Source organism: Mycetocola sp. Y719 (assembly GCF_056713205.1).
This window is the reverse complement of the sequence record NZ_JBWYGY010000002.1, coordinates 1,094,666-1,119,309: the sequence shown is the minus strand read 5'-3', so window position 1 is coordinate 1,119,309 and position 24,644 is coordinate 1,094,666. Positions and strand designations below refer to the sequence as shown.

Genomic DNA, 24,644 nt, shown 5'->3' with positions numbered 1-24,644 from the left:
TCAGCGCATCACCGACGTGAGCAGCAGACTCGTCTCGCTGTTGAGCACGCCGTCGACCGACCTGATCCGCCCGAGAACCCGGTCGAAGTCCGCGAGACTCGAGGTGCGGAGTTCGGCGACGAGGTCCCAACCCCCGTTCGTCGAGTGAAGGGCCTCGATTTCCGGAAATCCGCGCAGCTTGCGGATCACGGCGTCTGTCGACCGTCCCTCGACCTCGATGAGCGACACGGCGCGAACGGTGTCGAGCTCGCTGTCGTCACGGATGCGCACCGAGAAACCGACGATGACGCCTGCCGACACGAGTTTGTCGAGGCGGCTGGTCACCGTCGCCCGGGAGACCTCGAGCGTCCTCGCCAGCTCGGCGACGGGCGCTCGGCCGTTCTCGCGCAGGGCCGCCAGAAGTCGTCGGTCCAGGTCGGTGAAGGATGCCATGAGCAGAGTGTACAACCGGGTCTGTCGTTGTGGCGGACTACCCCGTCAAGACTGAGCGAATTGCTCATTGTCGTTGCAGATCGTCGATCCGTAGCGTTGACAGCGAAGAAGGAGGTCACCGGAATGACCAGATTCGTCGACGTGCGAAACATGGTGCGCTGGGCCTCGGCCGCCGGCGTCGAGAGCATCATCGCCGGGATGGCGCGATACGTCGAAGATGACTTCCGTCGCTGGGAAGCGTTCGACAAGACGCCCAGGATAGCGAGTCACACCCCGTTCGGCGTGATCGAGTTGATGCCGACGAGCGACAACGAGACCTACGCATTCAAGTACGTCAACGGGCACCCGTCCAACCCCGGCAGGGGTTTCCAGACCGTCACCGCGTTCGGTGCCCTCGCCGACGTGCACAACGGCTATCCGGTGTTCATGGCGGAGATGACGCTTCTTACGGCGCTGAGGACGGCAGCGACGTCGGCGATGGTCGCGAAACACCTCGCCAGGCCAGACTCCCGGCGACTGGCGCTCATCGGGACCGGCAGCCAGTCCGAGTTCCAGGCCCTCGGCTTCCGTGCCGTGCTCGGCATCGACACTCTCACGGTGTGGGACACCGACGAGAAGGCGATGCAGAAGTTCGCCCGCAACATGGCGCCGCTCGGCTTCGACGTGACTCTCGCCTCGTCGGCGAGGGAAGCCGTTCGTGGCGCGGACATCGTGACCACGTGCACGGCCGACAAGACCCAGGCCACCGTGCTCCACGCGGACTGGATCGAGCCGGGGATGCACCTCAATGCGATCGGCGGTGACTGCCCTGGCAAGACCGAGTTGGACGCCGCCATCCTCGACACCGCCGATGTGTTCGTCGAGTACACCCCGCAGACCCGGATCGAAGGCGAGATCCAGCAGGCTCAGGCGGACTTCCCGGTCACCGAGCTCTGGCAGGTCCTCCTCGGACGCGCGGCCGGACGGTCGTCCCGCGAGCAGGTCACCCTCTTCGACTCGGTCGGCTTCGCGATCGAGGACTTCTCCGCGCTGCGATACGTCAGCGACGCGGTGGTCGGTACCGACTTCTTCGACGTGCTCGACCTCGTTGCGGAGCCTGAGGATCCGAAGGACCTCTTCGGTCTCGTCGGCGTGCTGTCCCCCGTCGGCACCTGAGGCGGCAGGCATGTCCGCCCAGGCGCCGTCGTCCGTCATCCTGATCCGGCCGAGTCGATTCCGTCCCAATCCCGAGACCGCGCAGGACAACGCGTTCCAGTCGCAGGCCACGGGTGAGGACCCGGGTGAACTCGCCCTCCGGGCGTACGACGAGGTCACCGCAGTCGCCGAGGCCCTGGACCGGGCCGGGGTGACGGTCCACCTCTTCGACGACGAGGAGCACACACGCCCGGACAGCGTGTTCCCGAACAACTGGCTCTCCACCCACGCCGGTGGTCACGTCGCGCTGTTCCCGATGTTCGCGGCGTCGAGGCGAGGGGAACGCAGGACGGATGTCGTCGAGATGCTGAAAGCCGGCTATCGCGTGCAGACGGTCACCGACTACTCCGGACTGGAACCTGACGGTGTCTTCCTGGAAGGCACGGGGGCCATGGTGCTCGACCACGAAGCACGGATCGCCTACGTCGCCCGCTCCAACCGGGCCGACCCCGTCGCCCTGGAGCGGTTCTGCACGGATTTCGGCTACGAGCCCATCGCGTTCGACGCCACGGACGAGCACGGCGTCCCGGTCTATCACACCAACGTCATGATGTGCATCGCCACCGACTTCGTGCTCGTCGGTCTCGATCTCATCAGCGTCGAGGCCCGGCGCAGGGAGGTCGCGGACCGGCTCCGCGGCCGCCGCAGGTCCGTTCTCGCGCTGTCGCACCACCAGATTCGCGAGTTCGCCGGCAACGCCATCGAACTGGAGGGGGAGGACGGGCGGATCCTGGCGATGTCGACGCGTGCCCTCGACAGCCTCGACGAGAACCAGAGGGCGGTCATCGAGAAGAGTTGCACCGTGCTTCCCCTGTCGATCCCGACGATCGAACTCGCCGGGGGATCGATCCGCTGCATGATCGCAGGCATCCATCTCGAAGCGCGCCCCGTCGCCCCCGAGTGGTCGGAAGTGGCTGGGCCCTCGTACGCGGAACTCAGCGATCCGGTCCCGGCGGCCTGAGCCGGACATCTCGAGTTCGCTGTGACGCCGGGCGAGAATTGCCCGCCCGGAAACATCCGCAGTCTCCTAGGGTGGAATCATGACTGACGCTGCTCTTCCCTCCGGCATCACCCTCGACGAGCTCGACCCGGCGGTGCGGCCGCAGGACGACCTGTACCGGCACGTCAACGGGAAGTGGCTCGACCGCACGGACATCCCGTCGGACAAGGCGCGCTGGGGATCGTTCCACATGCTGGCCGAGGAGGCCGAGAAGGCCGTCCAGACGATCATCCTCGAGGCACAGGATGCTCCTGAGGACGAGAACACGGACCCTGAGCAGCGCAAGGTAGGCGACCTCTACGCGAGCTTCATGGACGAGGACCTGATCGAGGCCCTCGGCGCCACCCCGATCGCCGGGCAGCTCGCCGCGATCGAGAACGTCAACTCGATCGAGCAGCTCGTTCGCACCACGGCCCAGTTCGATCGCGCCGGAGTGAGCGGATTCTTCCAGCTCTACGTCGACAACGACCCGGGTAACCCCGAGCGCTACCTCGTCCTCGTCGAGCAGGGCGGCATCTCGCTGCCCGACGAGAGCTACTACCGCGAGGAGAAATTCGCGTCGATCCGTTCCGCATACGTGTCGCACGTGCAGCATCTCTTCGAACTCGTCGCAGACGGCATCCCCGGCGGTGCGCAGTTCCGCAACGCCGCCGCCCGCGCGCAGCACGTGTTCGACATCGAGACGGCCATCGCCGCCGTGCACTGGGACAACGTGCGCTCCCGCGACAGTGAAGCCACATACAACCTGCACACCTGGGATGAAGCCGGCGCACTGTTCGACGGTGGGCCAGCCGGCCGTGCCCTCATCGACGGATGGCTCGAGGCGCTCGGCGCCCCAGACGGGGCGTTCGACGAGCTCGTCGTCCGCCAGCCCAGCTTCTTCGCCGGCCTGGCGCCCCTGCTCGTGACGTCGAAGCTCGAGGCCTGGAAGGACTGGCTGGCGTGGAAGGTCATCCACGGGGCAGCACCGTACCTCTCGACCGAGTTCGTGGAATCCAACTTCGCCTTCTACGGACGCACTCTCTCCGGCACCCCCGAGATCCGCGACCGGTGGAAACGCGGCGTCTCCCTCGTCGAGGGCGTCCTGGGCGAGGCCGTCGGCAAGATCTACGTCGACAGGCACTTCCCGCCGCAGGCCAAGGCGTCGATGGACGTGCTCGTCCAGAACCTCGTCGAGGCCTACAGGCAGTCCATCACGACGCTCGAGTGGATGGGCAACGACACCCGCAAGCGCGCGCTCGAGAAGCTCGAGAAGTTCACCCCGAAGATCGGCTTCCCGTCGAAATGGCGCGACTACTCCGGTCTCGACGTGCAGCGCACCGACCTGATCGGCAACGTCCGCAGGGCCAGTCTGTTCGAGTTCAACCGCGAGCTCGGCAAGATCGGCAAGCCGCTGGACCGGGACGAGTGGTTCATGACGCCGCAGACCATCAACGCCTATTACAACCCCGGGTTCAACGAGATCGTCTTCCCTGCGGCCATCCTCCAGTTCCCGTTCTTCGACGAGAACCGGGATGCCGCGGCGAACTACGGTGCGATCGGCGCCGTCATCGGTCACGAGATCGGGCACGGCTTCGACGACCAGGGATCGAAGTACGACGGTGACGGCAAACTCACCGACTGGTGGACGTCGAAGGACCGGAAGGCGTTCGAGAAGCGCACGGCGTCGCTGATCGCCCAGTACAACGCCCTCGCCCCAGCGCAGGTGCCCGACCACCACGTCAACGGCGCCCTCACCATCGGTGAGAACATCGGCGACCTCGGAGGCCTCTCGATCGCGTGGAAGGCGTACCTGATCTCCCTCGCTGGGGAGGCGCCGCCGGTCGTCGACGGACTCAGCGGGGCCGAGCGTTTCTTCCTCTCCTGGGCCCAGGCCTGGCAGCAGAAGGCGCGCGACGCCGAGGTGATCCGTCTGCTCGCCATCGACCCGCACTCCCCGAACGAGTTCAGGTGCAACCAGATCGTCCGGAACATCGACGAGTACTACGAGACCTTCGGAGTGACATCCTCCGATGCGCTCTGGCTCGACCCTGCGCAGCGGGTCACGATCTGGTAGATCGCCCCCTCGCGATCGCGGCAAGTCTGCGATACTGGGGACACGGCCACGACGCATCGCTCTCCCGTCCGTGTGGCGGACGGGACGGCATCAGCACTCCCGGCCGGGATCCAGAAAAACTCTGATCGGGACGACCGCGAGAGCGGGTGTGGGGACGCGCCGATCCACTCAACGGAGATTCATGCCAGTGGCACCGTCGACGCAACACCCGGCTGCACCGCAGTCACGAGGCAGATCACGGCAGCGTGAGCGGCGCCGCGCACGGCACCGCTCCGCTGAGCCTGCAGAGACGTTCTCGAGAAGCCTCAAGGCCCTCGGTTACCTGGCCCGCAACGGCGTGCAGGTGTCCGCGCGCGTCACCGATCTGTCGACCGGCGCCGAACTGCTCAGTGTCGACGACTACGTGGTCATGCCGACCGCGTCCATCGGCAAAGTGCTGCTCCTCGTGGACGTGGCCGCGCGGCTGGACGACACCGAGTTCGCGGCTCTGACCATCCTCGACCGCGAGTCGAACGACTCGGTCGGCGACTCAGGCATCTGGCAGCACCTCCAGGCACCGTCGCTGCCCGTCGCCGACCTCGCCGCGCTCGTCGGTGCCACGAGCGACAACCTCGCCACGAACGTGCTGCTGCGTCTCATCGGCCTTGACTCCGTGCGCAGGCGCGCCGAGTCCATCGGCCTCAAGCGCACGGCCCTCCTCGACCGGGTTCGCGACCACCGCGGACCGGACGACGCACCGCACCTCTCCGTCGGCTCGATGAAGGAGATCGCGTGGCTGTTCTCCGCGCTCGCCAGGGGTGAGATCGTCGACCAGTCCACGAGCCAGAGGGTGGCCGGCTGGCTGTCGCTCAACGCGGACCTCTCGATGGTCGCCTCTGCATTCGGCATGGACCCGTTGTCGCACCGCTCGGGTGATCACGGCATCCAGATGTTCAACAAGACCGGTGTGGACGCTGGAGTTCGAGCCGACGCCGGTGTGGTGCGCGGACCGCGGGCCGGGGTCGCATACGCGATCGCCGTGTCGTTCGCCGACACGGACCTGTCGACGAGGCTTGCCGTCTACGACGCGATGCACACAGTCGGACTGGACCTCGTCGAGTACATCCACTAGTTCACTGGTGGCCGGGCACGGCACTATCCGTGACAGGAGTCTTCTGGGGTTCGGCACCGAACTCCAGTGCGAGCATCGCGGTGATCTCCACGTGGCGCAGCAGGAACGCCCGCTCGTCGAGCCGCTTCCGCCGCAGCCACCGGGTGACCTCCTCGTTGCACTTGCTGGCATTGCAGGAGCCGCACGCCGGCGCAATGTTGTCGAGTGTGTAACGTCCGCCGCGGGAAAGCGCCAGGACGCAGTCGCGCTGAAGCGGCTTGTCGATCGCGCCGCAATACGCACAGCCACCCCAGGCCGACTTGAGAGCCGTCCACTGCGCGTCGCTGAGATCGTGCTCGACACGATCCATCCTGCGCTTCCGTCTTCGAGCGGCTCTGACCTTGCGACTGTGGTTGAGCGCCATCGTCCCAGCATAGGCACGTCGACCGCGAAGGTCGGGAAGCAGAGAGGGCATCGCGTGGTTGCACTCGTCACCGATGCAGTGAGAGGACACACGATGGGCAAGGTTCTGCAGATGCGACTCGTCGTCGAGGCCGACGATTACGACGCGGCTGTCGCGTTCTACCGCGACGCGCTCGGGCTGGACGAGGAGGCCGCCTTCGAGGGCGATGGGGACGCGCGCGTCATGATCCTCGACGCCGGACGGGCGACCCTCGAGATCGCCAACAGCGCGCAGAAGCGGATGATCGACGACGTCGAGGTCGGCAGGCAGGTCGCGCCGAAGATGCGCGTGGCTTTCGAGGTCGCGGATGCCGCTGGCGAGGCCGACGAACTCACTGCGGCCGGGGCGACGCTCGTGGCGCCCGCCACTCTGACGCCGTGGAACTCGCTGAACGCGCGGCTCGATGCGCCGGACCTGCACATCACGCTGTTCCAGGAGCTGGACCAGCCCGCGGCCCGCTGATCGCACGTCGACAGGCTCAGTGACCGGGGGCGTCGCGTTCGCAACGGCGGAGTTTTCGCGAGTCCGAGCGAGTTTCGCCCACTGATGGCGTGGGTCGACGAAATTCTCCGACGTTCGGGACGGTGAAGTTCAGTCGATCAGACCCAGCGCCGCCAGCCGCCTCAGCACCTCGGCGCCGGCGGGCGGGCACCGGTGCAGGTCCCCTGTGGTCACCCAGTGCAGCTCGCTCACCTCGGCACTCGGCTGCGGTTCTCCCTCGGTCTCGGCCGAGAACACGACCATGCGCACCTGCCTGCCGTCCGGCTCGCCATGCGCCTGCGTCACGACAGTGAACAGCTCGCGGACGGATCCGGGTACGAGCTCCACCGCCACCTCTTCGCGGGTTTCACGGGCGGCGGCATCCGCTGCGGACTCTCCGTCGTCGATCTTGCCGCCGGGGAGGTAGATAACGTCGCGGCCGCGGGCGGTGACCATGAGCATCCGGCGATCCCGGAGGAGTGCGACAGCGGCGACCTCGATGTCGGGGAGGCCGGTCACCGAATCTCACCGGAGTCTGCACCCACGGATGCCTCGTCGCTTGCCCGTTCGAGCAACGCGACGGCATCGCGGACGGCGACGAGCGTCTCCTCGCGGTGCAGGATGCGGAAGTGCCCGTCGACGGGGAGCAGGACATTCGTTGCGCCTTCGAGGACGCTTCCGTCCGGCACGTGTGGGTCGAAGCCGCCGAAGATCGACACGATGTGCCCGTTCGCGCTCGCCTGGCTGCCGAGGCTCACGATCGTCTCGTCCGTCGGGAGGAACGCCCTCAGCGTCCTGCCGATCACGTACTTGGCGTAGCGGGAACCGCCGAAGGGGGTGGCGATGGCGACCAGCCCTCGCAGGTGCAGGTCGTCGCGTCGTGACAGCAGCAGATGCTTGCCGACCAGCCCGCCCTTGCTGTGAGCCACGATCATCCGTCCGGCCGGATTGGCGGTGACCTGCGACAGGGCGCGCGCGAGACGCTCAGACGTCTCGACGATCGGCCGCCGGTTGTAGCCCAGCCCGTGCACGACACTGATCGGGTAGCCGGCCGCGTTGAGGTTCTCGGCGATGGGGCGGAGAAAGCTCCAGCGTTCGTAGACGCCGGGAATGAGGACGATGGTCGGCTTGCCCGGCTGACCGGTGCCGAACGAAGCAGGCACCCGCCATCGCAGCACCGACCCGGTGTGCACGACGGCGGCGTCGACGTAGTCGCGCGCCCAGATCCGGGCCTTGTTCAGCAGTTCGTTCATTGCCGTCCCTCCGCGTGGCGGGCGATGTGCGCGGCTACCGTCCTGCCGTTCGTCATCATCACCTCGTGTCCTGTTCCGTGCACCTCGACGAGCCTCGACCGCGGGATCACCGCGACGATCCGGTCGACCCAGCTCCTCGGACAGAGCTTGTCTTCACTCCCTCGCACGACGAGTGTGCGTGCCTTCACGTGCGGCATGGTTTTCTCCACCCGGTGATCCATCATCGTCCGCAGGGTCTTGAAGTACCAGCGCGGCCCGGCCTTGACGTAATAGACGAGCCCGTACCCGAGCACCCGGGCTTGCGCGCCCCAGAGGTCCTGCGCCAGCCGGACGGCCTGGATCCTGGCGCCGCGCTCGTCGGGGTTGACGGTGGGACTGATCAGCACGACGCAGTCGAAGACGTCAGGATGCCGTGCAGCGGCTTCGACGGCGACCTGGGAGCCCATGGAATGCCCGACGAGCACCGGGTCCGCGATCCGGAGCTGGTTGACGAGCTCCGCGATCAGATCGCCCGACTGCTGCATGTCGAGAGGAGCCTCGGGCTCAGGAGCATCGCCGAAGCCGGGAAGGTCGAGCGCGTAGACGCGACCGGTGGCGCCGAGGGCGTCGGTGAGGTCACCCCAGTATCGGCGTCCCATCCCGATCCCGTGGAGCAGGATGTAGCTCGGTCCTGTGTGCACACCGCTCTCGGCGATCACGGTCACCCGCTCGCGAGACCGGAACTCGGTGGTGTGCGGAGCAGGCATGGCGCCAGTCTACGGACGACACCTGTCCGGCGACCGGGCGTGAGCCGCGCGGCTAAGCTTGAGAAGCGTCCGTGCAGCCGGCACGGGCCCCGTTCGCATCAGGAGCCACAGTGGCCGCATCCAGCCGTCTCGACTCAGTCATCGCCCTCGCCCGCCATCGCGGATTCGTCTTCCAGGCCGGTGAGATCTACGGAGGCTCGCGATCCGCCTGGGACTACGGCCCGCTCGGTGTCGAGCTCAAGGAGAACATCAAGCGGCAGTGGTGGAAGTACATGGTCACCCGGCGTGACGACGTCGTCGGGCTCGACTCCAGCGTCATCCTCCCGAAGAAGGTCTGGGAGGCATCCGGCCACGTCGGGGTCTTCACCGACCCGCTCGTCGAGTGCCTGCACTGCCACAAGCGGTTCCGCGAGGACCACCTCCTCGAGGCATTCGAGGAGAAGAAGGGCCGTGCCCCGGAGAACGGCATGCTCGACATCGCCTGCCCGAACTGCGGTACCCGTGGTGAGTGGACGCCTCCTCGCGACTTCAACATGATGCTCAAGACGTACCTCGGCCCGGTCGAGGACGAGTCGGGCATGAACTATCTGCGCCCCGAGACCGCGCAGGGAATCTTCGTGAACTTCGCCAACGTGCTGCAGGCCGCGCGGATGAAGCCGCCGTTCGGCGTCGGCCAGATCGGCAAGTCGTTCCGCAACGAGATCACGCCGGGGAACTTCATCTTCCGGACCCGCGAGTTCGAGCAGATGGAGCTCGAGTTCTTCGTCGAACCCGGTTCGGACGAAGAATGGCACCAGTACTGGATCGACTACCGGTTCGCCTGGTACACCGACCTCGGCATCGACCCGGAGAACCTGCGCCTCTTCGAGCACCCGCAGGAGAAGTTGTCGCACTACTCGAAGCGCACCGTCGACATCGAGTACAAGTTCGGCTTCGTCGGTGGCGACTGGGGCGAGCTCGAGGGCGTCGCGAACCGCACCGACTTCGACCTGACGACCCACGCCGAGCACTCCGGCAAGGACCTCTCGTTCTTCGACCAGGGCAAGAACGAGCGCTGGGTGCCGTACGTCATCGAACCGGCGGCCGGCCTGACCCGCTCACTCATGGCGTTCCTCGTCGACGCGTACCACGAGGAGGAAGTGCCGAACGCGAAGGGTGGAACGGACAAGCGCACCGTGCTGAAGCTCGACCCGCGCCTCGCGCCGGTCAAGGCAGCGGTGCTCCCGCTCAGCCGCAACGAGGCACTGTCTCCTGTGGCCAAGAAGATCGCCGCCGAGCTGCGCGAATCGTGGAACATCGACTTCGACGACGCCGGGGCCATCGGCCGCCGGTACCGCCGCCAGGACGAGGTCGGCACACCGTACTGCGTCACCGTCGACTTCGACTCGCTCGAAGACCACGCCGTCACCGTGCGTGACCGAGACACCATGGCGCAGGAGCGGGTGCCGATCGACAAGCTCTACCTCTACCTCGCAGAGCGGCTCAAGGGCGCATAGCTTCCTTCCGCGTCAGAAGACAGGCCGCCCCGAACGGGGCGGCCTGTCTTCTTGCCCGGTTGTGGCCGGCATGGATAGGTTGAGGGACCACGAAGGAGCACCCATGGACACCGTTCTGATGATCGTTCTCGGCCTCGTCGCCGTCGGCGCCGTGACGGTCGCCTTCCTGCTCGCACGCCGTGATGCCCGGGCTCGTCGATTCGAGGCGCTGCCGGGAACGGACCGGTATCCGCCCGAAAGAGTCGAAGCCGAAGCGGCGTCCGGGGGAGCGCACATGGTCCGAGGCGGGGGCAATCCCCTCTGACCAGCGCCTTTTGTCCCGTGAAGACGGGGACAACTGCCCATGCCACACACCGTCACGGTCGTTGACACCCCATGGCGGTACTGCCAGCATGGAACCCGGCTTACGAAGGAGCACAATGACTGACAACAACACCCCGCCAGTACCCCCGGCCGGTTCGAACCAGCCCTACGGCCAGAACCCGCCCCAGGCTCCGCAGTACGGTGCCCCACAGCAGCAGGCACCGTACGGTGCTCCGGCATACGGCCAGCCCGGCCAGCCGAACCCGAAGTGGAACGTCCTCTCGATCATCACCCTGGTGAGCGCGGTCATCGGCTTCTCGCTGATCTCGATCGTCCTCGGCATCATCTCGCTGAACCAGATCAAGAAGACCGGCGAGCAGGGCAAGGTCCTCGCGATCATCGGTATCATCATCGGCGCGCTCTACACGATCGGCTACATCATCGCGATCTTCGCGTTCATCGCCCTCCTGGGCACTGCCGGCTCGATCGACTACTCGTACTGAGAACCCGCAAGAACGCCCCGCCACGAATTCGTGGCGGGGCGTTTTTCGTGCGCGGGGGCGACGGTCAGGACGCCGCTTCGTCTTCCACGAGCTCGATGACGTTCTCCTGCTCGATCTCGACCGTCAGTCCGAGGAGCGCGTCGAGCGCGTCGAGGTAGCGCTGGGCGTCTCCCGCCCGGGCGAGCTCGCGGGCGCGGACGGTCGGCGCGTGCAGCAGCCGACCCATCATGTGCCGCAGTGCCTGCTCGGCGACTCCGTTGGGGTCCCTGGGGGCGACCCGGGCGATCTCGGCCTCGAGCACGTCGTGCGCCCGCTTCCTCAAGGCGACAACGGCGGGAGCGAGGCTCTGCTCGTCGGTCACCGTCGCGAACTTGCGCGCTGCCCTGTCCACGATCTGGTGGGCGTGATCCGTTGCCTGCAGTTCCTCGAGCGGGGCGTGGATGCGGATCGTCTCCAGGTCGAGCAGGTCGACGCCGTGCACGCCAGCGACATCGGGGTCGACGTTGCGCGGCAGACCGAGGTCGATCACGAGCTGGCCGGCCGAGTGGTCGACAGGGCAGCCGGGTGTGGCGTCGTGTTCGAAGGCGGGCAGGTTCTCGCTGAGTGCTGCGCGCCCTGCGGTGAGCGCCGCCGCGTCGAGGACGAAGCCGGATGCCGTCGTGCAGGTGACGATGATGGTGGCGTCAGCGGCCTCGCGGGCGAAGGCATCCGCTTCGACGGCACGGATCGAGTGGCTCGCGGCGAATCGGGCGGCGCGGCCGGAGGGGGAGTAGACGGCGACGTCGGTCACCCCGCGGTCGCGGAGCGCGGCGAGGCTGGCGCCGGCGTATGCGCCTGTACCGATGAGGAGCACGCGGACCCTCGACCAGTCGACGATACGGCTCTCCGCGAGGTCGAGGGCCAGCCGGACGATCGAGCGGCCGGCGCGGCCGAGTGGGGTGTTGTTCTTCACCCCGCGTGATGTCTGGGATGCCCGCTGGAACAGCCGCTCGAGGTCGCTCGTGGTGGTTCCTGCTTCCCGAGCGGTCTCGAGCGAGCGCCGCACCTGGCCGGCGATCTCACCCTCGCCGACGATGACGGATTCGAGCCCGGCAGACACGGCGAAGAGATGCCGTGCGGCCTCTTCATCCGTGTGGACGCTCCAGGTCTCGTGCAGCTGACCGGCCGGGATTCCCGTTGCCGCACTGATCGCGGCCGTGGCCGCTTCGATTCCGACCTGCTGGCCGGCCGTGACCGGTTCGTCGAGGTCGATGTAGGCCTCGAAGCGGTTGCAGGTCGAGATGACGACCGCTCCCGCGACACATTCCGAGTGCCCGGTGATTCGTCGACCGACCGACTCGGCGCCCCCGGAGAGTCGCTCGAGCAGGTCGAAGGAGGCGTTTTTGTGACTCGCCGTCAGACACATGAGCACCCTCCAAGGATAGCCGCTCCCGGAGAGTGGTCATGTCGTGTCCGCCCCGAGCGGATCAGCCGCGGAGGAACACCCAGGCGATCAGCAGCATCGTGACGAAAAACCCGACGGCGTAGTTCAGCCAGAGAAAGTGCTTCCAGCCGCGGTTCGCGCGCTCGGAATCGGCGTCGCTGAGCGCGCGGTATGGCCACGCCGCGGCGATGTACGGAACGGCGAGGAGCGCCGCGAGCGGCCCCGGCCACTCCGTGACGAGCATGAGCAGGCCGGCCAGGGTCCAGGCGGCGATGGCCAGCCTGACCGTCGTCTTTGCCCCCATCACTGTGGCGATGGAGGCGATGCCTCCTGCGCGGTCGGGCAGGATGTCCTGCACGGCGCCGAACGCGTGGCTGGCCATGCCCCAGAGGAAGAACGCTCCGAGCACGGCGAACAGCGCGGGGGTCGGTACGGCCCCGGCGAGGACCAGCCCGTAGACCGCAGGGCTGACGAAGTGGATGCTCGACGTCACCGAGTCGAGGAAGGGCCGCTCCTTGAACCGGAGACCGGGGGCTGAGTACGCGACGACGGCGAACAGGCTGACCGCGAGGACGAGCCAGGATGCCGGCCCTCCGAGCAGGACGAGGACAACGAGAAACGGGACGCAGGTCACGGCCGCGGCGATCAGCGTCCAGCGGTGCAGGCTGCGGTCGAGAAGGGCTCCCTCCACACCGCCCTTGCGCGGGTTGGCGAGGTCGGACTCGTAGTCGAAGACGTCGTTGATGCCGTACATGGCGAGGTTGTACGGCACGAGGAAGAAGATCGTGCCGACGACGAAGGCGAGATCCACCGTCCCGGTGGTCAGGAGGTAGGCGGCGGCAAAGGGGAACGCCGTGTTGATCCAGCTCAACGGGCGGGAGGAGAGCAGGAGCTGACCGGCGACGTGGGCTGGGCTAGTCGTGCTCATCGGCATCCCGCCGTGAGGTCCGGCCGAGGAGCAGCCAGAGCGATGGGAGAAGCAGGAGACCGGCAAGCGGGTAGGCGAAGTCCTCCAGGGGCGCGGATCCGAGAAGGATGCCCGCGAGATGCTCCGGCTCGTAGACCATGAGACCGGTGGCGATCATGACGTTGTCGAAGATCGCCGTGAGCACCATGAGTGCGATTCCCGCGGCGACGACGGGGAGCCACCACCGGCGGATCAGGACCTTCCGGTCTTTCGCGGCGGCGAGTGCGATCGCCAGGACGGCCGCGGCGACGAGCAGGAAGACGAGGCTGAGCGTGAGGTACGTCATCGGCGGACCGCCCGTGTCCGGAAGAGGGTGTCTGCACCGGTGATCAGCACCATGGTCAGGTAGCAGAGGAAGGCCAGGAAGAAGAGCTCCTCGAGCGGGAGCTCAGGGGCGACCACGATTCCGGTCATGAACGCGGTCTCTCCCCGGTAGAAGATGCCGAGCCCGATGCCGAAGAGGTCCCAGAGCACGAAGAACACGACCCCGGTGATGAGGACGATCGTGGCGCGGCGGGCATCCCGCCAGAAGAAGAGCGTGAAGCGCCGGTCAAGGAGCACCATGCAGCCGATGGCGGCCAGCAGGGTGAGCAGGTACACGACGCTCATAGCGGCTCGGGGAGCGGGCCTGTGCTGAGATCGCCCCTGATCCGCTTGAGGACGAGCTCTGCACTGATCAGGCACATCGGGAGCCCGATGCCAGGAACAGTGGTCGCTCCGGCGTAGTACAGGCCGTCGACGTGGGACGAGACGTTCTTTCCGCGAAGGAACGCGCTCTGCCTGAGGGTGTGCGCAGGGCCGAGCGAGGTGCCGCGCCACGAGTTGAGGTCATCTCTGAAGTCTCGCGGGCCGACGGTCCTCCGCACAACGATGCGCTCGGCGAGGTCGGGAATCCCCGCCCACGTCGAGATCTGGGCGATCACCTCATCGGCGAGCTCCTCGACGAGCGGCGACCCGTCGCCGTCGTCTCCCCCCGAGCCGATGCCTGGGTCAGCCGGGACCGGGACGAGCACGAAGAGGTTCTCGCCTCCGTCTGGCGCCGCGCCGGCGTCGGTCGCGCTCGGGCGGCAGACGTAGATCGATGCAGGATGCGGGATCGACGTGGTCTCTCCGAAGATGCGGTCGAAGTTGTCGTGCCAGTCCTCGGTGAAGAACAGGCTGTGGTGGGCGAGCTCGGGGAGTGCGCCTTGCACGCCGAGCATCAGCAGGACGGCGCCAGGGCCTGGCACCCTCTTCGTCCACCAGGACTCGGGGTAGGTCTGCAACGCACGCGGCAGCAGCGTCGTCTCCGTGTGGTGGAGGTCGGCTGCGGAGACGACGACATCGGCGGTGAGCCGGTGCCCTGTGCCGTCGGCGTCGGTGTACCGCACGCCGGTCGCCCGCGCCCGCTTGCCGCCCGCCGTCGTGATCGCGGTCACCGTGGCATCCGTCGTCACGGTCACTCCGGCCGACTCCGCCAGCGAGGCGATCCGTGAGATCACCTCGGAGAATCCGCCGCGGGGGTAGTAGACGCCGTCCTCGAGGTCGAGGTGACTCATCAGGTGGTACAGGCTCGGGGCGATGAACGGCGACGAACCGAGGAAGACGGCGGGGTAGCCGAGGATCTGTCGGAGCCTCGGGTCGGTGAACGACCGGGAGATCAGGGTGTCGAGGGGCTGCAGGAGCAGGCGCGCCAGCCGCCCGGTTCGGCGCACCACGTCGCGGGTGATCGCCGTCCGGTAGGACTGGAAGGTGCTGTAGAGGAATCGTCTGACCGCGATCTCGTACGTGTCCCGTGCCGAAGCCAGGTAGCGGGTGAGTGCAGCGCGCCCGCCTGGTTCGATCCGTTCGAACGTGTCGAGGTTGGTCTCGCGGTCTGCCGCGATGTCGATCGGATCCGGGTGCTTCTCGAAGAACACCCGGTAACCGGGGTCGAGTCGGTCCAGGGTGAGTTCGGCGTCGGCCGAACTGCCCATCAGCCGGAAGAAGTGGTCGAAGACCTCAGGCATGAGGTACCAGGACGGGCCGGTGTCGAATCGGTACCCGTCCTTTTCCCAGCTCCCCGCACGACCGCCGACCTCGCTTCTGGCCTCGAGCAGGGTGACCGTGAATCCGTCCCTCGCCAGGAGGCCGGCGGTCGCGAGTCCGGCGATACCGCCGCCGACAACGATCGCCGTCCGGCCTGCGTTCGCGGCGCTCACAGCGGCCTGGACGGCATCGTCGAGCGGGCGAGGATGGCAAGCTTCGTGCGGGTCGAGACCCTGACCCTTGTGGCGAGCAGTTCGGAGGCCGGCGTCGACCGGACCCGGTCGGTCAGCACGCTGAACAGGCCGTGCGCCGCTGCCACGGCCCTGCGGCAGTCCTTCGGAAGTTCCGGGATGACGGCCCCTGCGGCATCGAGGTCGGCCTGGATGTCGGCGACGAGCCCCGACTTCTGAGCCTCGGTGAGGCGCCCGGGGTCGATGTCGGGGAAGTAGTTGCGCCCGAGCACGGTCCAATCCACGGCGAGGTCGCGGAGGAAGTTGATCTTCTGGAACGCCGAACCGAGTCGCCTGGCGCCCTCTTCGAGTCGCATGCGCTGCGCGTCGGTCATCTCGTGGTCCCTGAGGAACACCTTGAGGCACATCAGCCCGACGACTTCGGCGGAGCCGTAGATGTACTCGTCGAGTTCCTGCCTCGTGAAGTCGACGGGGCTGAGGTCCCTGCGCATCGACGCGAAGAACGGAGCGGTGAGGTCGACGCCGATGCCGCTGTCGCGTGCGGTGGTTGCAAAGGCGTGGACGACGAGGTTGGTGCTGTACCCGTCCTGGATGGCGGCCACCGTCTCGGCTTCGAGCGCGTCGAGCAGGGCCCGCTGTCGGTCGAGTCCGAGGCCCGCCTGCTCCGCTGCACCGTCGACGACTTCGTCTGCGACCCTGACGAGGGCGTAGATGTCTTCGACGCGATTCCGGATGCCGCCGGCGAGCAACCGGGACGCCATGCCGAACGAGGTGGAGTAGTCACGGATGATCCGGGACGAACTCCGATGGGCGACACGCGAGTAGAGGGAGAGGTCGCTGGACGCGGCCGGCTTCCTGGCCATCATGCCGTCCGCACCACTGCATGGCGTGCGACCTCGCGCAGGTGGGCGGTCAGGGCGGGAGGCAGCGACGAGCTCTCGATGAGATCGACGGCACGCGAGACGTGGTCGGCGATGAGCGCGTCGACGAAGCTGCGTGCCCCGCACTCCTCGAGGGCTGTGCGCAGGATGATCCCGTCGGCGTCGGAGAGACCGGGCTCTCCGAGAGCTTCTTCGATGCGAGGCCAGTGGGCGGTGGACCTGGCGTGGGAGATCAGCGGGGTCTCCTTGCCGTTGCGCAGGTCGTTCAGCACGCTCTTCCCTGTGACATCCGCATCTCCGAAGACGCCGAGCAGATCGTCGCGGAGCTGGAAGGCGATGCCGACGAGCCGGCCGAACTCGCCGAGCGTGCCCAAGGTGTCCGCGTCCGCTCCTGCGAGCAGCGCGCCGGCCTTGAGCGGGGCTTCGAACGAGTAGCTCGCCGTCTTCTGCTCGGTCATGTCCATCACGTCGGTGAGCGATGGCACCAGGACGCGGGCGCTGAAGGCGACGTCGGAGAGTTCGCCTGCGGCCGTGACGAACACGCTCCGATCGAACAGGTCGAGGAGCGGACCGCGGATGTCTTCGCCGACAGAGAGCCGTGCGATGAATCCCTGGGCCGCCTGGATGAGGAGGTCGCCTGCGAGGATCGCTGATGCCTCTCCCCAGGTCCGTGCGGCGGCGTCTGTCGCGCCGCGAGCCGAGGCATCAGCGGCGAACGCTCCGACGAGGTTGGGGACGCCGCGGCGGACGATGTCGTGGTCGATGACGTCGTCATGCAGGAGGAACGCCGTGTGGAGGAGCTCGAAGGCCGTGGCGATTCGCAGGGCCGAGTCGTCGTCTCGTCCGCCGAGGTCACGGTAGACGCCGACGACGAGGGCCGGCCGGAATCGCTTGCCACCCATGCTTGCCTCGCGGGCGGCTTCCCAGAGCAACCGGTAATTGTCGCCGTACGCGGTCGCCAGGCTGATCCGGTCGGCGAAGAAGGTGTCAAGGCGGTCCTGGACCGCGTCGTGGACATCTGTCCCCGCGAAATCGGTCAGCACGTTCGTCACCGTGCCTCCCGTTTGAACCCAGAACCGCCGAGAAGCGGGAGTTCGGCCGCCTGCAGCACGAGCCAGGGGCTGAACGCCCACGGCGTCGCGGCGATCGACCGGCCGAGGGCCGCCGGGTCGACCCAGGCCGTGTCCATCACCTCGAGCGGGTTGGGCACCGGGTCACTGTCCGCGCGCGCCAGGTAGACCGGGCACACCTCGTTCTCGACGATGCCGGAGGCATCGACGGCGCGGTACCTGAAGTCGGGGAGCGCGAGTTCGAGGCCGGTGATGTCGAGCCCCAGTTCGTAAGCGGCCCTTCGATGCACCGAATCCGCCGATGATTCGTCCGGCTGCGGGTGGCCGCAAAAGGAGTTCGTCCAGACCCCCGGCCAGGTCGACTTCCCGAGGGCGCGACGGGTGACGAGGATCTCGCCTGCTGCGTTCTGCACGTGGCAGGAGAAGGCCAGGTGCAGAGGAGTGTTGGCGCTGTGCACCGTCGCCTTGAGGTCGGTGCCGACCACTTCACCGGCGGCGCCGAGCAACACAACCCGCTCGACGGTCTCCTGAAGGTGCATGTCGTCATTCCTCATTTTTGCTAGCCAAGTGAGTAAATAGATTAGCATGAGTATTTCTCGTATGATAGCGAGATGGCTACCGACCACCTTCCCGCGCGACCTGCGGCGTGGATGCTCGATCCGAGAGTGATCGACCCCTCGCAGGAGCTCGTGGACCGTGCGTCGATGGACGACGCCGAGGTCGATTCTGTCGTCCGGGTGCTCGCCGCACTTCGCGCCTGGTCGGATGCAGAGCTGAAGATGAGCCAGGCGTCGCAGAAGCACATGAAGCTCAATGCGACCGACATGAAGGCGCTTCGATTCCTCATGGCGTCGCGCAACACGGATTCGATCGTCACGCCCGGGTTGCTGGCCGAGACGCTGCACATCTCGAGCGCGTCGACCACCAAGATGCTCGACCGGCTGGAGCGCGCCGGGCACGTCATGCGCTCGCCCCACCCGACGGATCGCCGGGCGCTGATGATCACGGTGACGGATGCGACGCGCTCAGAGGCGAGGGAGACCGTCGGCCGGATGCACGCCAGGCGCTTCGCCGCGGCGGCACGGCTCAGCCGGGAGGAGCGCGACGTCGTCATCCGGTTCCTCAACGATCTCGGCGACGGTCCCGACCAGTAGGATCGGCAGGCAGCGGTCGAAGGAGGAACGATGCTCCGCAGACTGATCGTCATCCTGATCGCCGGTGTCCTTGCCGTCGGCGCGCTTCTTGCGTACTCCTCCGGGCTGGACGTGTCCTTTCCAGGGGCAGCGCCTGCCACGGCTCCTGCAGCGCCCCCTGTCCCCGTCGATCCGGTCACCCAGCCCTCCGGGCTTCCCGCAGCACCATCCGCAGCAGCCGAGGCTGCTGTCGTCGTTCGCGTCGTCGACGGGGACACCCTCGTGGTCGACCGCGGCAACGGCGATGAACGGGTACGGCTCGTCGGGGTGGACACGCCGGAGACCGTCGCCCCGAACTCACCGGTCGAGTGTTTCGGGCCTGAGGCTTCCGCATACGTCACCGGCCTCCTCGCCGGGGCAACGGTGAGCCTCGACCCCGATCCGAGCCAGGCAGACGCCGATCGCTACGGCCGTCTGCTCCGCTACGTCTGGGTGGCGACGGATGCGGGCGGCTGGAACTCGGTCGAGGTGATGCTGCTCACCGGTGGATTCGCCGAGCCGTACCGGGACACCCACTCGCGAAAGGCCGGCTTCGACGCGCTGGGCGCAGACGCCATGGCCGCCGGGCGCGGTCTGTGGGGCTCGTGCCCGTGACCTCTGTCAGGACGGGCGGCTCTCGGCCTCGAGCGTGATCCGATTGGCCATGCCGTTGAAGATGATGCCGTGGAACGGAAGGATGGCGAACCAGTAGAGCCGCCCGGAGAGCCCCATCGGGAAGAAAACGGCTCGTTGGCGATAACGAGACCCGCCGTTCTCACCCGGCTCGATCTCCATCTCCAGCCAGGCCTTCCCCGGAACGCGCATCTCGGCGCGGAGCCGGAGGCGGCGCTCGTGCTCGAGGGACTCGACCCGCCAGAAGTCCAGAGCGTCACCGGTCTGCAGCTCCTGCGCGTGCCTGCGTCCACGGCGCAGGCCGACGCCTCCGACGAGCTTGTCGAGCCAGCCACGCAGTGCCCAGGCCAGGGGGAACGAATACCAGCCGTTGTCGCCGCCGATGCCCTCGATGACCGTCCAGAGCTGGGCGGGCGTGGCATCCGTGTCCCTGACCTTGAGATCGGTGAACACCGTGTGCCCCGCCCACTCAGGGTCGCTCGGCAGCGGGTCGCTCGGCGCCCCGACCACTGACGCGTTCTGCCAGCTGGTCTCGACGGCGCCGTCGCGCATCTTCGCGAGGGCAAGGCGCACGGCGCGGCGATAGCCGGTGAGGCCGCCATCAGGGGGAGCGATCACATCGTCGATGTCGTGCTCGCGCATGATGCAGTCGTACTGGAGCGACTCGACGATCGGCACGGCGATCGACCGCGGGATCGGTGTCACGAGGTTCACCCACTGCGACGCCAGCCAGGGCGTGAGAACCGGCAGGGCGGCGATTCCACGCTGCGGAAGTCCTGCCTCGAGGGCGTAGCCGTTCATCATCTGGCCGTAGCGGAGGATGTCGGGGCCGCCGATGTCGAACGTCCTGTGAATTTCGGAGGGCAGGTCGACGGCGGCCAGCAGGTAGTGCAGCACGTCGCGGATGGCGATCGGCTGGATCCGGTTGCGCACCCACTTCGGCGCAGGCATGTACGGCAGCACCTCGGTGAGGTGCCTGATCATCTCGAACGAGGTGGAACCCGAGCCGATGATGACCCCGGCCTGGAACGCGACGGTCGGCACGCCTGAGGCGAGCAGCGTCTCGCCGACGAGCACCCGGGAACGCAGATGGCGCGACAGCTTGGGAGTGTCCGGATGCAGTCCGCCGAGGTAGACGATCCGGGAGACCCCGGCCCCTGCGGCGGCGGATGCCACGCTCGCGGCAGCGGCGCGCTCCTCCGATTCGAAATCTCCCCTGCCGGTCATCGAGTGGACGAGGTAGTAGACGACGTCGATGTCGTCGCAGGCGTTTGCCACGGCATCCGTGTCCTCGAGCGTGCCCTCGACGATCTCGACCTGCCCGGCCCACGGCACGTCGACGAGCTTCTGCGGTGAACGCACGAGCACGCGAACCCGGTGTCCTGCATCGAGGAGCCGGGGGACCAGGCGCCCGCCGACGTATCCGGTCGAGCCGGTGACGAGTACATGCTTCGCTGTCATGCCGAGGACCATACGCCACCCACCCCCGGATCTGGCGGGAGGTGAGGAATTTGACACAATGAGTGCGTGCAGCTTTCTCAGAACCACCCGCTTGAAGCAGGACTCACCCACGATTCCCGGCTGATCACCGCGTATGGCGGCAGTCGTCCCGACGTCACCCCGGTGTGGTTCATGCGCCAGGCCGGCCGCTCGCTCCCCGAGTACCGCGAACTGCGCGTCGGGAACGCCATGCTCGATGCCTGCCTCACCCCCGAACTCGCCAGTGAGATCACACTGCAGCCGGTGCGCCGGCATGGTGTCGACGCCGGGATCTTCTTCAGCGACATCGTCGTGCCGCTCAAGCAGGTGGGCGTCGATGTCGAGATCGTCCCGGGAAAAGGCCCAGTGCTCGGCACGGCCGTCCGCACCGCTGCCGACGTCGACAGGCTCGTCTCGCTCGACCCCGCCCAGCTCGACGAGACGCTCGCCCCTGTCGTCGATGCTGTCGGGCTCACCGTCGCCCAGCTCGGCTCGACTCCGCTGATCGGCTTCGCCGGGGCTCCGTTCACTCTTGCCGCCTATCTCGTCGAGGGTGGGCCGTCTAAGGACCACATCCACGCACGCACCCTGATGCACGCCGATCCGGATGCCTGGGCACGCCTGATGGAATGGGTTGCCGAGGTCACCGGCCGGTTCCTCCGCGCGCAGGTGCTCGCAGGGGCGTCGGCGGCTCAGCTGTTCGACTCCTGGGCGGGTGCCCTCTCACTCGACGACTACGTGCGCCACGTGGCACCGGCATCCGCCCGTGCCCTCGAGCACGTCCGCGACCTCAGCTACACGACGGCTCGAGCCGAGCCTGGCGATCGCGAGACGCACAACGTGCCGATCGTGCACTTCGGAGTCGGGACGGGCGAACTGCTCAAGGCCATGCATGACATCGGGGCCGATGTGGTCGGAGTCGACTACCGCGTGCCGCTCGACGAGGCGTCGCGTCGCCTCGGTGGCGTCGTGCCCATCCAGGGCAACATCGACCCCGCCCTCCTCTCCGCCCCGTGGCCCGTGCTCGAAGCGCACGTCCGCGACGTGCTCGAGCGTGGCACGAACGCGCCGTCGCACGTGCTGAACCTGGGCCACGGTGTTCCGCCCGAGACCGATCCCGCCGTGCTCACCCGCCTCGTCGAGTTCGTTCACGCGCAATGATCGAACCCAGGCACGTCGTCGTGATCGGCGGAGGGGTCGCCGGACTCGTCGCCGCCCTTGACTGCGCCAGGGTGGGCATCCGCGTCACTGTGATCGAAAGCGCAGAAGCCCCCGGGGGCTCTGTGGCCACCGAGACCGTCGCCGGGATCCGGGTGGACACAGGTGCCGAGAGCTACGCGACCCGTGGGGGGACCGTGCGGTCCCTCGTCGACAGCCTCGGTCTCTCGGACGCCGTCGTCGCTCCGGCGGCTGCGGGAGCGTGGGTGAGACTCGCGGGCGGCCGCTCGGCTCCGCTGCCGAAGGCCGGGCTGCTCGGCATCCCGTCGAACCCGCTCGCGGAGGACGTGCGCCGCGTGATCGGCTGGCGTGGAGCGATCCGCGCCTACATGGATCGTCTCCTTCCCGTCCTCACCATCGGCAAAGAGCACAACCTCGGCGACCTCGTCGGGCGCCGGATGGGCAAGGCGGTCCTCGAATCCCTGGTCGCCCCCGTCACCCGCGGCGTCTACTCGGCGGACCCGGCCGACCTCGACGTCACCCGTGCCGCCCCTGGCCTCAACCGGGCACTGACCGTCACCGGTTCGCTGTCAGGCGCCGTCGGCCTGCTGCGGGCGGATGCTCCAGCCGGTTCAGCCGTCGAGGGCCTCCGCGGCGGGATGTCGACGCTCGTCGACGCCCTCGCCGCCGAACTGCGGGAGCGCGAGGGTGAGCTGCTCCTCGGCACGGCGGTGACCTCGCTCGCCCGCGTCGACGACGCGCCCGACGGCGACGACTCCGCGTCATTCACGCCGAACTGGCAGCTGACCCTCGATGACGAGCGCGTCATCGACGCGGACTTCGTGATCGTCGCTACCCCGGAGGCGGGAGCGCTCGAGCTTCTTTCTCCGTTCTCGGCGGAGATCGCGACAGCGGAACCCTCAGACACCCCGACCGTCGAACTCGTCACGTTCGTCCTCGACGCTCAGGCACTCGACGCAGCGCCCCGCGGAACGGGCGTCCTGGTCGCCGAGTCCGCCCGACAGTCCGTCACCGCGAAGGCGCTCACTCACTCCACCGCCAAGTGGGCGTGGCTGAGAGACGAGGCACGCGCTGAGCATCCTCACCGCCACGTCATCCGCCTGTCCTATGGGCGACAGGGGACTGAGAACCCCACCGTCGGTCGGCCGGATGCGGACGTGCGGTCGCTTGCCCTCCATGACGCATCGGAGATCCTCGGCGTCCCTCTCGAGGACGCGGCCGTCGTCGGCTTCGCCAGGACCGTGTGGAAGGGCACGCTCCCCGGCGCGGCCACGGGCCAGCGGGAGCGGGCGGAGACCCTGCGCGCCGCGACCGCCGCCATCGGCGACATCGACGTCACAGGAGCGTGGCTCTCGGGCACAGGACTGGCCTCCGTCGTGCCGGACGCGCTCGCCGCCTCTGGCCGGATCAGGCACCTCGTGGCCTCGTCCTACCTCGACTCGGGACTTCTGGGCGACGGGCATACCAGAACAGGCATGGACAAAACCACCCCGGACGAAAGAGCCGAGTAGGGTCTACGCTTGACACGCTGGTAGCGCGACGAAACGGAGTGAACATGAGGGGCAAGCTGATTTTTGTGGCCGGACTGGCCACCGGATATGTGCTCGGATCCCGCGCGGGTCGTGCACGCTACGAACAGATCAAGAAGAACTGGCTGAAGGTCTGGAACACGGACGCCGTCCAGGACAAAGTCGAACTCGTCGAAGGATTCGCCAAGGCACGCGCGAGCGAGCTTCCGAAGGCGCTTTTCGACGGAGTGAAGAAGGTCTCGACCGCCATCGGCGGCGAGGGGACACCGGGCCAGAAGCTCGACGCCACCATCGCCAAGACGAAGGATGCCGTCGACGACGTGGTCGACAAGGTCAAGCCGGAGAGCTCGACGCCGTCGAAATCCTCGAGCACGTCAACGCCACGCACCACCAAGTAAACGTCGGGAGAGTTCGACATGACGGACCGCACCGTGAACGACAAGAGCCGTGAATCGCTCATCACTCTGATCGGCAACCTGCCATCTCTGGTGACGAACCTGATCCAGGCCGAGATCGAGCAGCTCAAGACGAAGGCCAAGCACCTCGGCAGCTATGCGGGCAAGGGCGCGATCTTCGTCGTCATCGCGCTGGTCTTCCTGTTCTTCGCCATCGGCACGCTCGTCGCCGTCGGTATCCTCGCCCTCGCGCTCGTGATGCCGGCCTGGCTCGCGGCGCTGATCGTCTTCGTCGCGTTCCTGCTCGTCGCGGTCGTGCTCGCGCTCATCGGGGTCAGCTACTTCAAGAAGATGGGCGAAGACCCGGGCCCGATCGAAAGCGTGAAGAAGGACATCCGAGCCGTAAAGGGAATGGGCGAATATGACCGCTACTAATCCGGCGATCCCGTCGACCGAGCAGGCCAGGGCCGAACTCGCCTCCACGCTCAACGCCATCGAGGACAAACTCAACGTTCCCCGCAAGGTGTCCCGCGCCGTAGCGCGCGGAAAGGTCACTGTGGCACGGCTGAAGCGTGAGAACCCGACAGCGCTCGTCGCCGGGATCACCGCCGTCGCCGTCGCGGCAGGCACAGCAGCCTGGGCAATCACCCGGGCCATCGTCAACCGCTAGGAGCGGCCTTCCCTATCGTGGCGTCCGGCTGG

29 protein-coding genes are annotated in these 24,644 nt (G+C 67.4%); 15 read left to right on the top strand and 14 right to left on the bottom strand.

Annotated elements, in window-relative coordinates; translation table 11 throughout:
- Positions 1-432, bottom strand: coding sequence for an Lrp/AsnC family transcriptional regulator (locus AC1M0F_RS11615; protein WP_480238381.1), 432 nt, complete (start codon positions 430-432; stop codon positions 1-3).
- Positions 433-555: 123 nt separating this feature from the next.
- On the opposite strand from AC1M0F_RS11615, the gene AC1M0F_RS11610 reads away from it, so the two are divergent.
- The 4 genes from AC1M0F_RS11610 to AC1M0F_RS11595 all read left to right on the top strand — a co-directional run bounded on the left by AC1M0F_RS11610 (position 556) and on the right by AC1M0F_RS11595 (position 5,793).
- A complete protein-coding gene (locus AC1M0F_RS11610) occupies positions 556-1,587 on the top strand; it encodes an ornithine cyclodeaminase (RefSeq protein WP_480238380.1) in 1,032 nt (343 codons plus the stop codon).
- Positions 1,588-1,597: 10 nt separating this feature from the next.
- Positions 1,598-2,587 (top strand): citrulline utilization hydrolase CtlX, encoded by a 990-nt coding sequence (gene ctlX / locus AC1M0F_RS11605; protein WP_480238379.1) that lies wholly within the window; start codon positions 1,598-1,600, stop codon positions 2,585-2,587.
- Between the two features lie 79 nt (positions 2,588-2,666).
- Positions 2,667-4,682 carry a M13 family metallopeptidase gene (locus AC1M0F_RS11600; RefSeq protein WP_480238378.1) on the top strand — a complete coding sequence of 672 codons (2,016 nt, stop codon included), beginning with the start codon at positions 2,667-2,669 and terminating at the stop codon, positions 4,680-4,682.
- Positions 4,683-4,863: 181 nt separating this feature from the next.
- A complete protein-coding gene (locus AC1M0F_RS11595; protein WP_480238377.1) occupies positions 4,864-5,793 on the top strand; it encodes a serine hydrolase in 930 nt (309 codons plus the stop codon).
- Between the two features lies 1 nt (position 5,794).
- On the opposite strand, the gene AC1M0F_RS11590 is transcribed toward AC1M0F_RS11595, so the two are convergent.
- On the bottom strand, positions 5,795-6,142 hold the full coding sequence (locus AC1M0F_RS11590) for an HNH endonuclease (RefSeq protein WP_480238376.1): 348 nt from the start codon (positions 6,140-6,142) through the stop codon (positions 5,795-5,797).
- A 147-nt stretch (positions 6,143-6,289) separates the two neighbouring features.
- Between AC1M0F_RS11590 and AC1M0F_RS11585 the strand changes: the two genes are divergently transcribed.
- On the top strand, positions 6,290-6,697 hold the full coding sequence (locus tag AC1M0F_RS11585; RefSeq protein WP_480238375.1) for a VOC family protein: 408 nt from the start codon (positions 6,290-6,292) through the stop codon (positions 6,695-6,697).
- 129 nt (positions 6,698-6,826) lie between these two features.
- On the opposite strand, the gene AC1M0F_RS11580 is transcribed toward AC1M0F_RS11585, so the two are convergent.
- Genes AC1M0F_RS11580 through AC1M0F_RS11570 form a run of 3 tightly spaced genes read right to left on the bottom strand, consistent with a single transcriptional unit; the run spans position 6,827 to position 8,714 of the window.
- The gene (locus AC1M0F_RS11580) at positions 6,827-7,234 is read right to left on the bottom strand and encodes an NUDIX hydrolase (RefSeq protein ID WP_480238374.1); all 408 of its coding nucleotides are present in this window, start codon (positions 7,232-7,234) and stop codon (positions 6,827-6,829) included.
- Positions 7,231-7,968 carry an esterase/lipase family protein gene (locus AC1M0F_RS11575; protein WP_480238373.1) on the bottom strand — a complete coding sequence of 246 codons (738 nt, stop codon included), beginning with the start codon at positions 7,966-7,968 and terminating at the stop codon, positions 7,231-7,233. Before AC1M0F_RS11575 ends, AC1M0F_RS11580 begins: the two co-directional genes overlap by 4 nt.
- Positions 7,965-8,714 carry an alpha/beta fold hydrolase gene (locus AC1M0F_RS11570; RefSeq protein ID WP_480238372.1) on the bottom strand — a complete coding sequence of 250 codons (750 nt, stop codon included), beginning with the start codon at positions 8,712-8,714 and terminating at the stop codon, positions 7,965-7,967. Before AC1M0F_RS11570 ends, AC1M0F_RS11575 begins: the two co-directional genes overlap by 4 nt.
- Positions 8,715-8,824: 110 nt before the next feature.
- On the opposite strand from AC1M0F_RS11570, the gene AC1M0F_RS11565 reads away from it, so the two are divergent.
- The 3 genes from AC1M0F_RS11565 (at position 8,825) to AC1M0F_RS11555 (ending at position 11,016) form a co-directional block, all read left to right on the top strand.
- Positions 8,825-10,210, top strand: a complete 1,386-nt coding sequence (locus AC1M0F_RS11565) for a glycine--tRNA ligase (protein WP_480238371.1) — start codon at positions 8,825-8,827, stop codon at positions 10,208-10,210.
- 103 nt (positions 10,211-10,313) lie between these two features.
- The gene (locus AC1M0F_RS11560; protein ID WP_480238370.1) at positions 10,314-10,514 is read left to right on the top strand and encodes a hypothetical protein; all 201 of its coding nucleotides are present in this window, start codon (positions 10,314-10,316) and stop codon (positions 10,512-10,514) included.
- Between the two features lie 115 nt (positions 10,515-10,629).
- A complete protein-coding gene (locus tag AC1M0F_RS11555; RefSeq protein ID WP_480238369.1) occupies positions 10,630-11,016 on the top strand; it encodes a DUF4190 domain-containing protein in 387 nt (128 codons plus the stop codon).
- Positions 11,017-11,080: 64 nt separating this feature from the next.
- Here the strand turns inward: AC1M0F_RS11555 and AC1M0F_RS11550 are convergent, their stop codons facing one another.
- From AC1M0F_RS11550 to idi, 8 genes are all read right to left on the bottom strand, one after another.
- Positions 11,081-12,421, bottom strand: coding sequence for a glutamyl-tRNA reductase (locus tag AC1M0F_RS11550; RefSeq protein ID WP_480238459.1), 1,341 nt, complete (start codon positions 12,419-12,421; stop codon positions 11,081-11,083).
- A gap of 61 nt (positions 12,422-12,482) precedes the next feature.
- A complete protein-coding gene (locus tag AC1M0F_RS11545) occupies positions 12,483-13,367 on the bottom strand; it encodes a prenyltransferase (RefSeq protein ID WP_480238368.1) in 885 nt (294 codons plus the stop codon).
- On the bottom strand, positions 13,354-13,692 hold the full coding sequence (locus AC1M0F_RS11540) for a lycopene cyclase domain-containing protein (protein ID WP_480238367.1): 339 nt from the start codon (positions 13,690-13,692) through the stop codon (positions 13,354-13,356). Before AC1M0F_RS11540 ends, AC1M0F_RS11545 begins: the two co-directional genes overlap by 14 nt.
- Entirely contained in the window at positions 13,689-14,015 is a 327-nt protein-coding gene (locus tag AC1M0F_RS11535; protein ID WP_480238366.1) for a lycopene cyclase domain-containing protein, read from the bottom strand. Before AC1M0F_RS11535 ends, AC1M0F_RS11540 begins: the two co-directional genes overlap by 4 nt.
- On the bottom strand, positions 14,012-15,586 hold the full coding sequence (crtI, locus tag AC1M0F_RS11530) for a phytoene desaturase family protein (RefSeq protein ID WP_480238365.1): 1,575 nt from the start codon (positions 15,584-15,586) through the stop codon (positions 14,012-14,014). Before crtI ends, AC1M0F_RS11535 begins: the two co-directional genes overlap by 4 nt.
- Entirely contained in the window at positions 15,583-16,470 is an 888-nt protein-coding gene (locus AC1M0F_RS11525) for a phytoene/squalene synthase family protein (protein WP_480238364.1), read from the bottom strand. The genes crtI and AC1M0F_RS11525 overlap by 4 nt, the downstream gene beginning before the upstream one ends.
- Positions 16,467-17,537: a polyprenyl synthetase family protein gene (locus AC1M0F_RS11520; RefSeq protein ID WP_480238363.1), complete on the bottom strand. Its 1,071-nt coding sequence runs from the start codon at positions 17,535-17,537 to the stop codon at positions 16,467-16,469. The genes AC1M0F_RS11525 and AC1M0F_RS11520 overlap by 4 nt, the downstream gene beginning before the upstream one ends.
- The gene (gene idi / locus AC1M0F_RS11515) at positions 17,534-18,109 is read right to left on the bottom strand and encodes an isopentenyl-diphosphate Delta-isomerase (protein ID WP_480238362.1); all 576 of its coding nucleotides are present in this window, start codon (positions 18,107-18,109) and stop codon (positions 17,534-17,536) included. The genes AC1M0F_RS11520 and idi overlap by 4 nt, the downstream gene beginning before the upstream one ends.
- 57 nt (positions 18,110-18,166) lie before the next feature.
- Here idi and AC1M0F_RS11510 point away from each other — a divergent pair, with 57 nt between their 5' ends.
- Positions 18,167-18,709 carry a MarR family winged helix-turn-helix transcriptional regulator gene (locus AC1M0F_RS11510; protein ID WP_480238361.1) on the top strand — a complete coding sequence of 181 codons (543 nt, stop codon included), beginning with the start codon at positions 18,167-18,169 and terminating at the stop codon, positions 18,707-18,709.
- Between the two features lie 30 nt (positions 18,710-18,739).
- Positions 18,740-19,342, top strand: coding sequence for a thermonuclease family protein (locus AC1M0F_RS11505; RefSeq protein WP_480238360.1), 603 nt, complete (start codon positions 18,740-18,742; stop codon positions 19,340-19,342).
- A gap of 6 nt (positions 19,343-19,348) precedes the next feature.
- On the opposite strand, the gene AC1M0F_RS11500 is transcribed toward AC1M0F_RS11505, so the two are convergent.
- Positions 19,349-20,821: an SDR family oxidoreductase gene (locus tag AC1M0F_RS11500; RefSeq protein WP_480238359.1), complete on the bottom strand. Its 1,473-nt coding sequence runs from the start codon at positions 20,819-20,821 to the stop codon at positions 19,349-19,351.
- Between the two features lie 66 nt (positions 20,822-20,887).
- Between AC1M0F_RS11500 and hemE the strand changes: the two genes are divergently transcribed.
- Genes hemE through AC1M0F_RS11475 form a run of 5 tightly spaced genes read left to right on the top strand, consistent with a single transcriptional unit; the run spans position 20,888 to position 24,612 of the window.
- Positions 20,888-22,000, top strand: a complete 1,113-nt coding sequence (gene hemE / locus AC1M0F_RS11495; RefSeq protein ID WP_480238358.1) for a uroporphyrinogen decarboxylase — start codon at positions 20,888-20,890, stop codon at positions 21,998-22,000.
- The gene (gene hemG / locus AC1M0F_RS11490) at positions 21,997-23,529 is read left to right on the top strand and encodes a protoporphyrinogen oxidase (protein ID WP_480238357.1); all 1,533 of its coding nucleotides are present in this window, start codon (positions 21,997-21,999) and stop codon (positions 23,527-23,529) included. Before hemE ends, hemG begins: the two co-directional genes overlap by 4 nt.
- A 44-nt stretch (positions 23,530-23,573) precedes the next feature.
- Entirely contained in the window at positions 23,574-23,945 is a 372-nt protein-coding gene (locus AC1M0F_RS11485; protein WP_480238356.1) for a hypothetical protein, read from the top strand.
- Between the two features lie 18 nt (positions 23,946-23,963).
- On the top strand, positions 23,964-24,377 hold the full coding sequence (locus AC1M0F_RS11480; protein ID WP_480238355.1) for a phage holin family protein: 414 nt from the start codon (positions 23,964-23,966) through the stop codon (positions 24,375-24,377).
- A complete protein-coding gene (locus AC1M0F_RS11475; RefSeq protein ID WP_480238354.1) occupies positions 24,364-24,612 on the top strand; it encodes a DUF3618 domain-containing protein in 249 nt (82 codons plus the stop codon). The genes AC1M0F_RS11480 and AC1M0F_RS11475 overlap by 14 nt, the downstream gene beginning before the upstream one ends.
- Positions 24,613-24,644: the final 32 nt, after the last annotated feature.

Bases quoted from the DNA above. Each gene is read 5' to 3' on its own strand.
- AC1M0F_RS11615 (WP_480238381.1), bottom strand. From the start codon at position 432: ATGGCATCCTTCACCGACCTGGACCGACGACTTCTGGCGGCCCTGCGC.
- AC1M0F_RS11610 (WP_480238380.1), top strand. From the start codon at position 556: ATGACCAGATTCGTCGACGTGCGAAACATGGTGCGCTGGGCCTCGGCC.
- ctlX (WP_480238379.1), top strand. From the start codon at position 1,598: ATGTCCGCCCAGGCGCCGTCGTCCGTCATCCTGATCCGGCCGAGTCGA.
- AC1M0F_RS11600 (WP_480238378.1), top strand. From the start codon at position 2,667: ATGACTGACGCTGCTCTTCCCTCCGGCATCACCCTCGACGAGCTCGAC.
- AC1M0F_RS11595 (WP_480238377.1), top strand. From the start codon at position 4,864: ATGCCAGTGGCACCGTCGACGCAACACCCGGCTGCACCGCAGTCACGA.
- AC1M0F_RS11590 (WP_480238376.1), bottom strand. From the start codon at position 6,142: ATGGATCGTGTCGAGCACGATCTCAGCGACGCGCAGTGGACGGCTCTC.
- AC1M0F_RS11585 (WP_480238375.1), top strand. From the start codon at position 6,290: ATGGGCAAGGTTCTGCAGATGCGACTCGTCGTCGAGGCCGACGATTAC.
- AC1M0F_RS11575 (WP_480238373.1), bottom strand. From the start codon at position 7,968: ATGAACGAACTGCTGAACAAGGCCCGGATCTGGGCGCGCGACTACGTC.
- AC1M0F_RS11570 (WP_480238372.1), bottom strand. From the start codon at position 8,714: ATGCCTGCTCCGCACACCACCGAGTTCCGGTCTCGCGAGCGGGTGACC.
- AC1M0F_RS11560 (WP_480238370.1), top strand. From the start codon at position 10,314: ATGGACACCGTTCTGATGATCGTTCTCGGCCTCGTCGCCGTCGGCGCC.
- AC1M0F_RS11555 (WP_480238369.1), top strand. From the start codon at position 10,630: ATGACTGACAACAACACCCCGCCAGTACCCCCGGCCGGTTCGAACCAG.
- AC1M0F_RS11550 (WP_480238459.1), bottom strand. From the start codon at position 12,421: ATGTGTCTGACGGCGAGTCACAAAAACGCCTCCTTCGACCTGCTCGAG.
- AC1M0F_RS11545 (WP_480238368.1), bottom strand. From the start codon at position 13,367: ATGAGCACGACTAGCCCAGCCCACGTCGCCGGTCAGCTCCTGCTCTCC.
- AC1M0F_RS11540 (WP_480238367.1), bottom strand. From the start codon at position 13,692: ATGACGTACCTCACGCTCAGCCTCGTCTTCCTGCTCGTCGCCGCGGCC.
- AC1M0F_RS11535 (WP_480238366.1), bottom strand. From the start codon at position 14,015: ATGAGCGTCGTGTACCTGCTCACCCTGCTGGCCGCCATCGGCTGCATG.
- AC1M0F_RS11525 (WP_480238364.1), bottom strand. From the start codon at position 16,470: ATGATGGCCAGGAAGCCGGCCGCGTCCAGCGACCTCTCCCTCTACTCG.
- idi (WP_480238362.1), bottom strand. From the start codon at position 18,109: ATGAGGAATGACGACATGCACCTTCAGGAGACCGTCGAGCGGGTTGTG.
- AC1M0F_RS11510 (WP_480238361.1), top strand. From the start codon at position 18,167: ATGGCTACCGACCACCTTCCCGCGCGACCTGCGGCGTGGATGCTCGAT.
- AC1M0F_RS11505 (WP_480238360.1), top strand. From the start codon at position 18,740: ATGCTCCGCAGACTGATCGTCATCCTGATCGCCGGTGTCCTTGCCGTC.
- AC1M0F_RS11500 (WP_480238359.1), bottom strand. From the start codon at position 20,821: ATGACAGCGAAGCATGTACTCGTCACCGGCTCGACCGGATACGTCGGC.
- hemG (WP_480238357.1), top strand. From the start codon at position 21,997: ATGATCGAACCCAGGCACGTCGTCGTGATCGGCGGAGGGGTCGCCGGA.
- AC1M0F_RS11485 (WP_480238356.1), top strand. From the start codon at position 23,574: ATGAGGGGCAAGCTGATTTTTGTGGCCGGACTGGCCACCGGATATGTG.
- AC1M0F_RS11480 (WP_480238355.1), top strand. From the start codon at position 23,964: ATGACGGACCGCACCGTGAACGACAAGAGCCGTGAATCGCTCATCACT.
- AC1M0F_RS11475 (WP_480238354.1), top strand. From the start codon at position 24,364: ATGACCGCTACTAATCCGGCGATCCCGTCGACCGAGCAGGCCAGGGCC.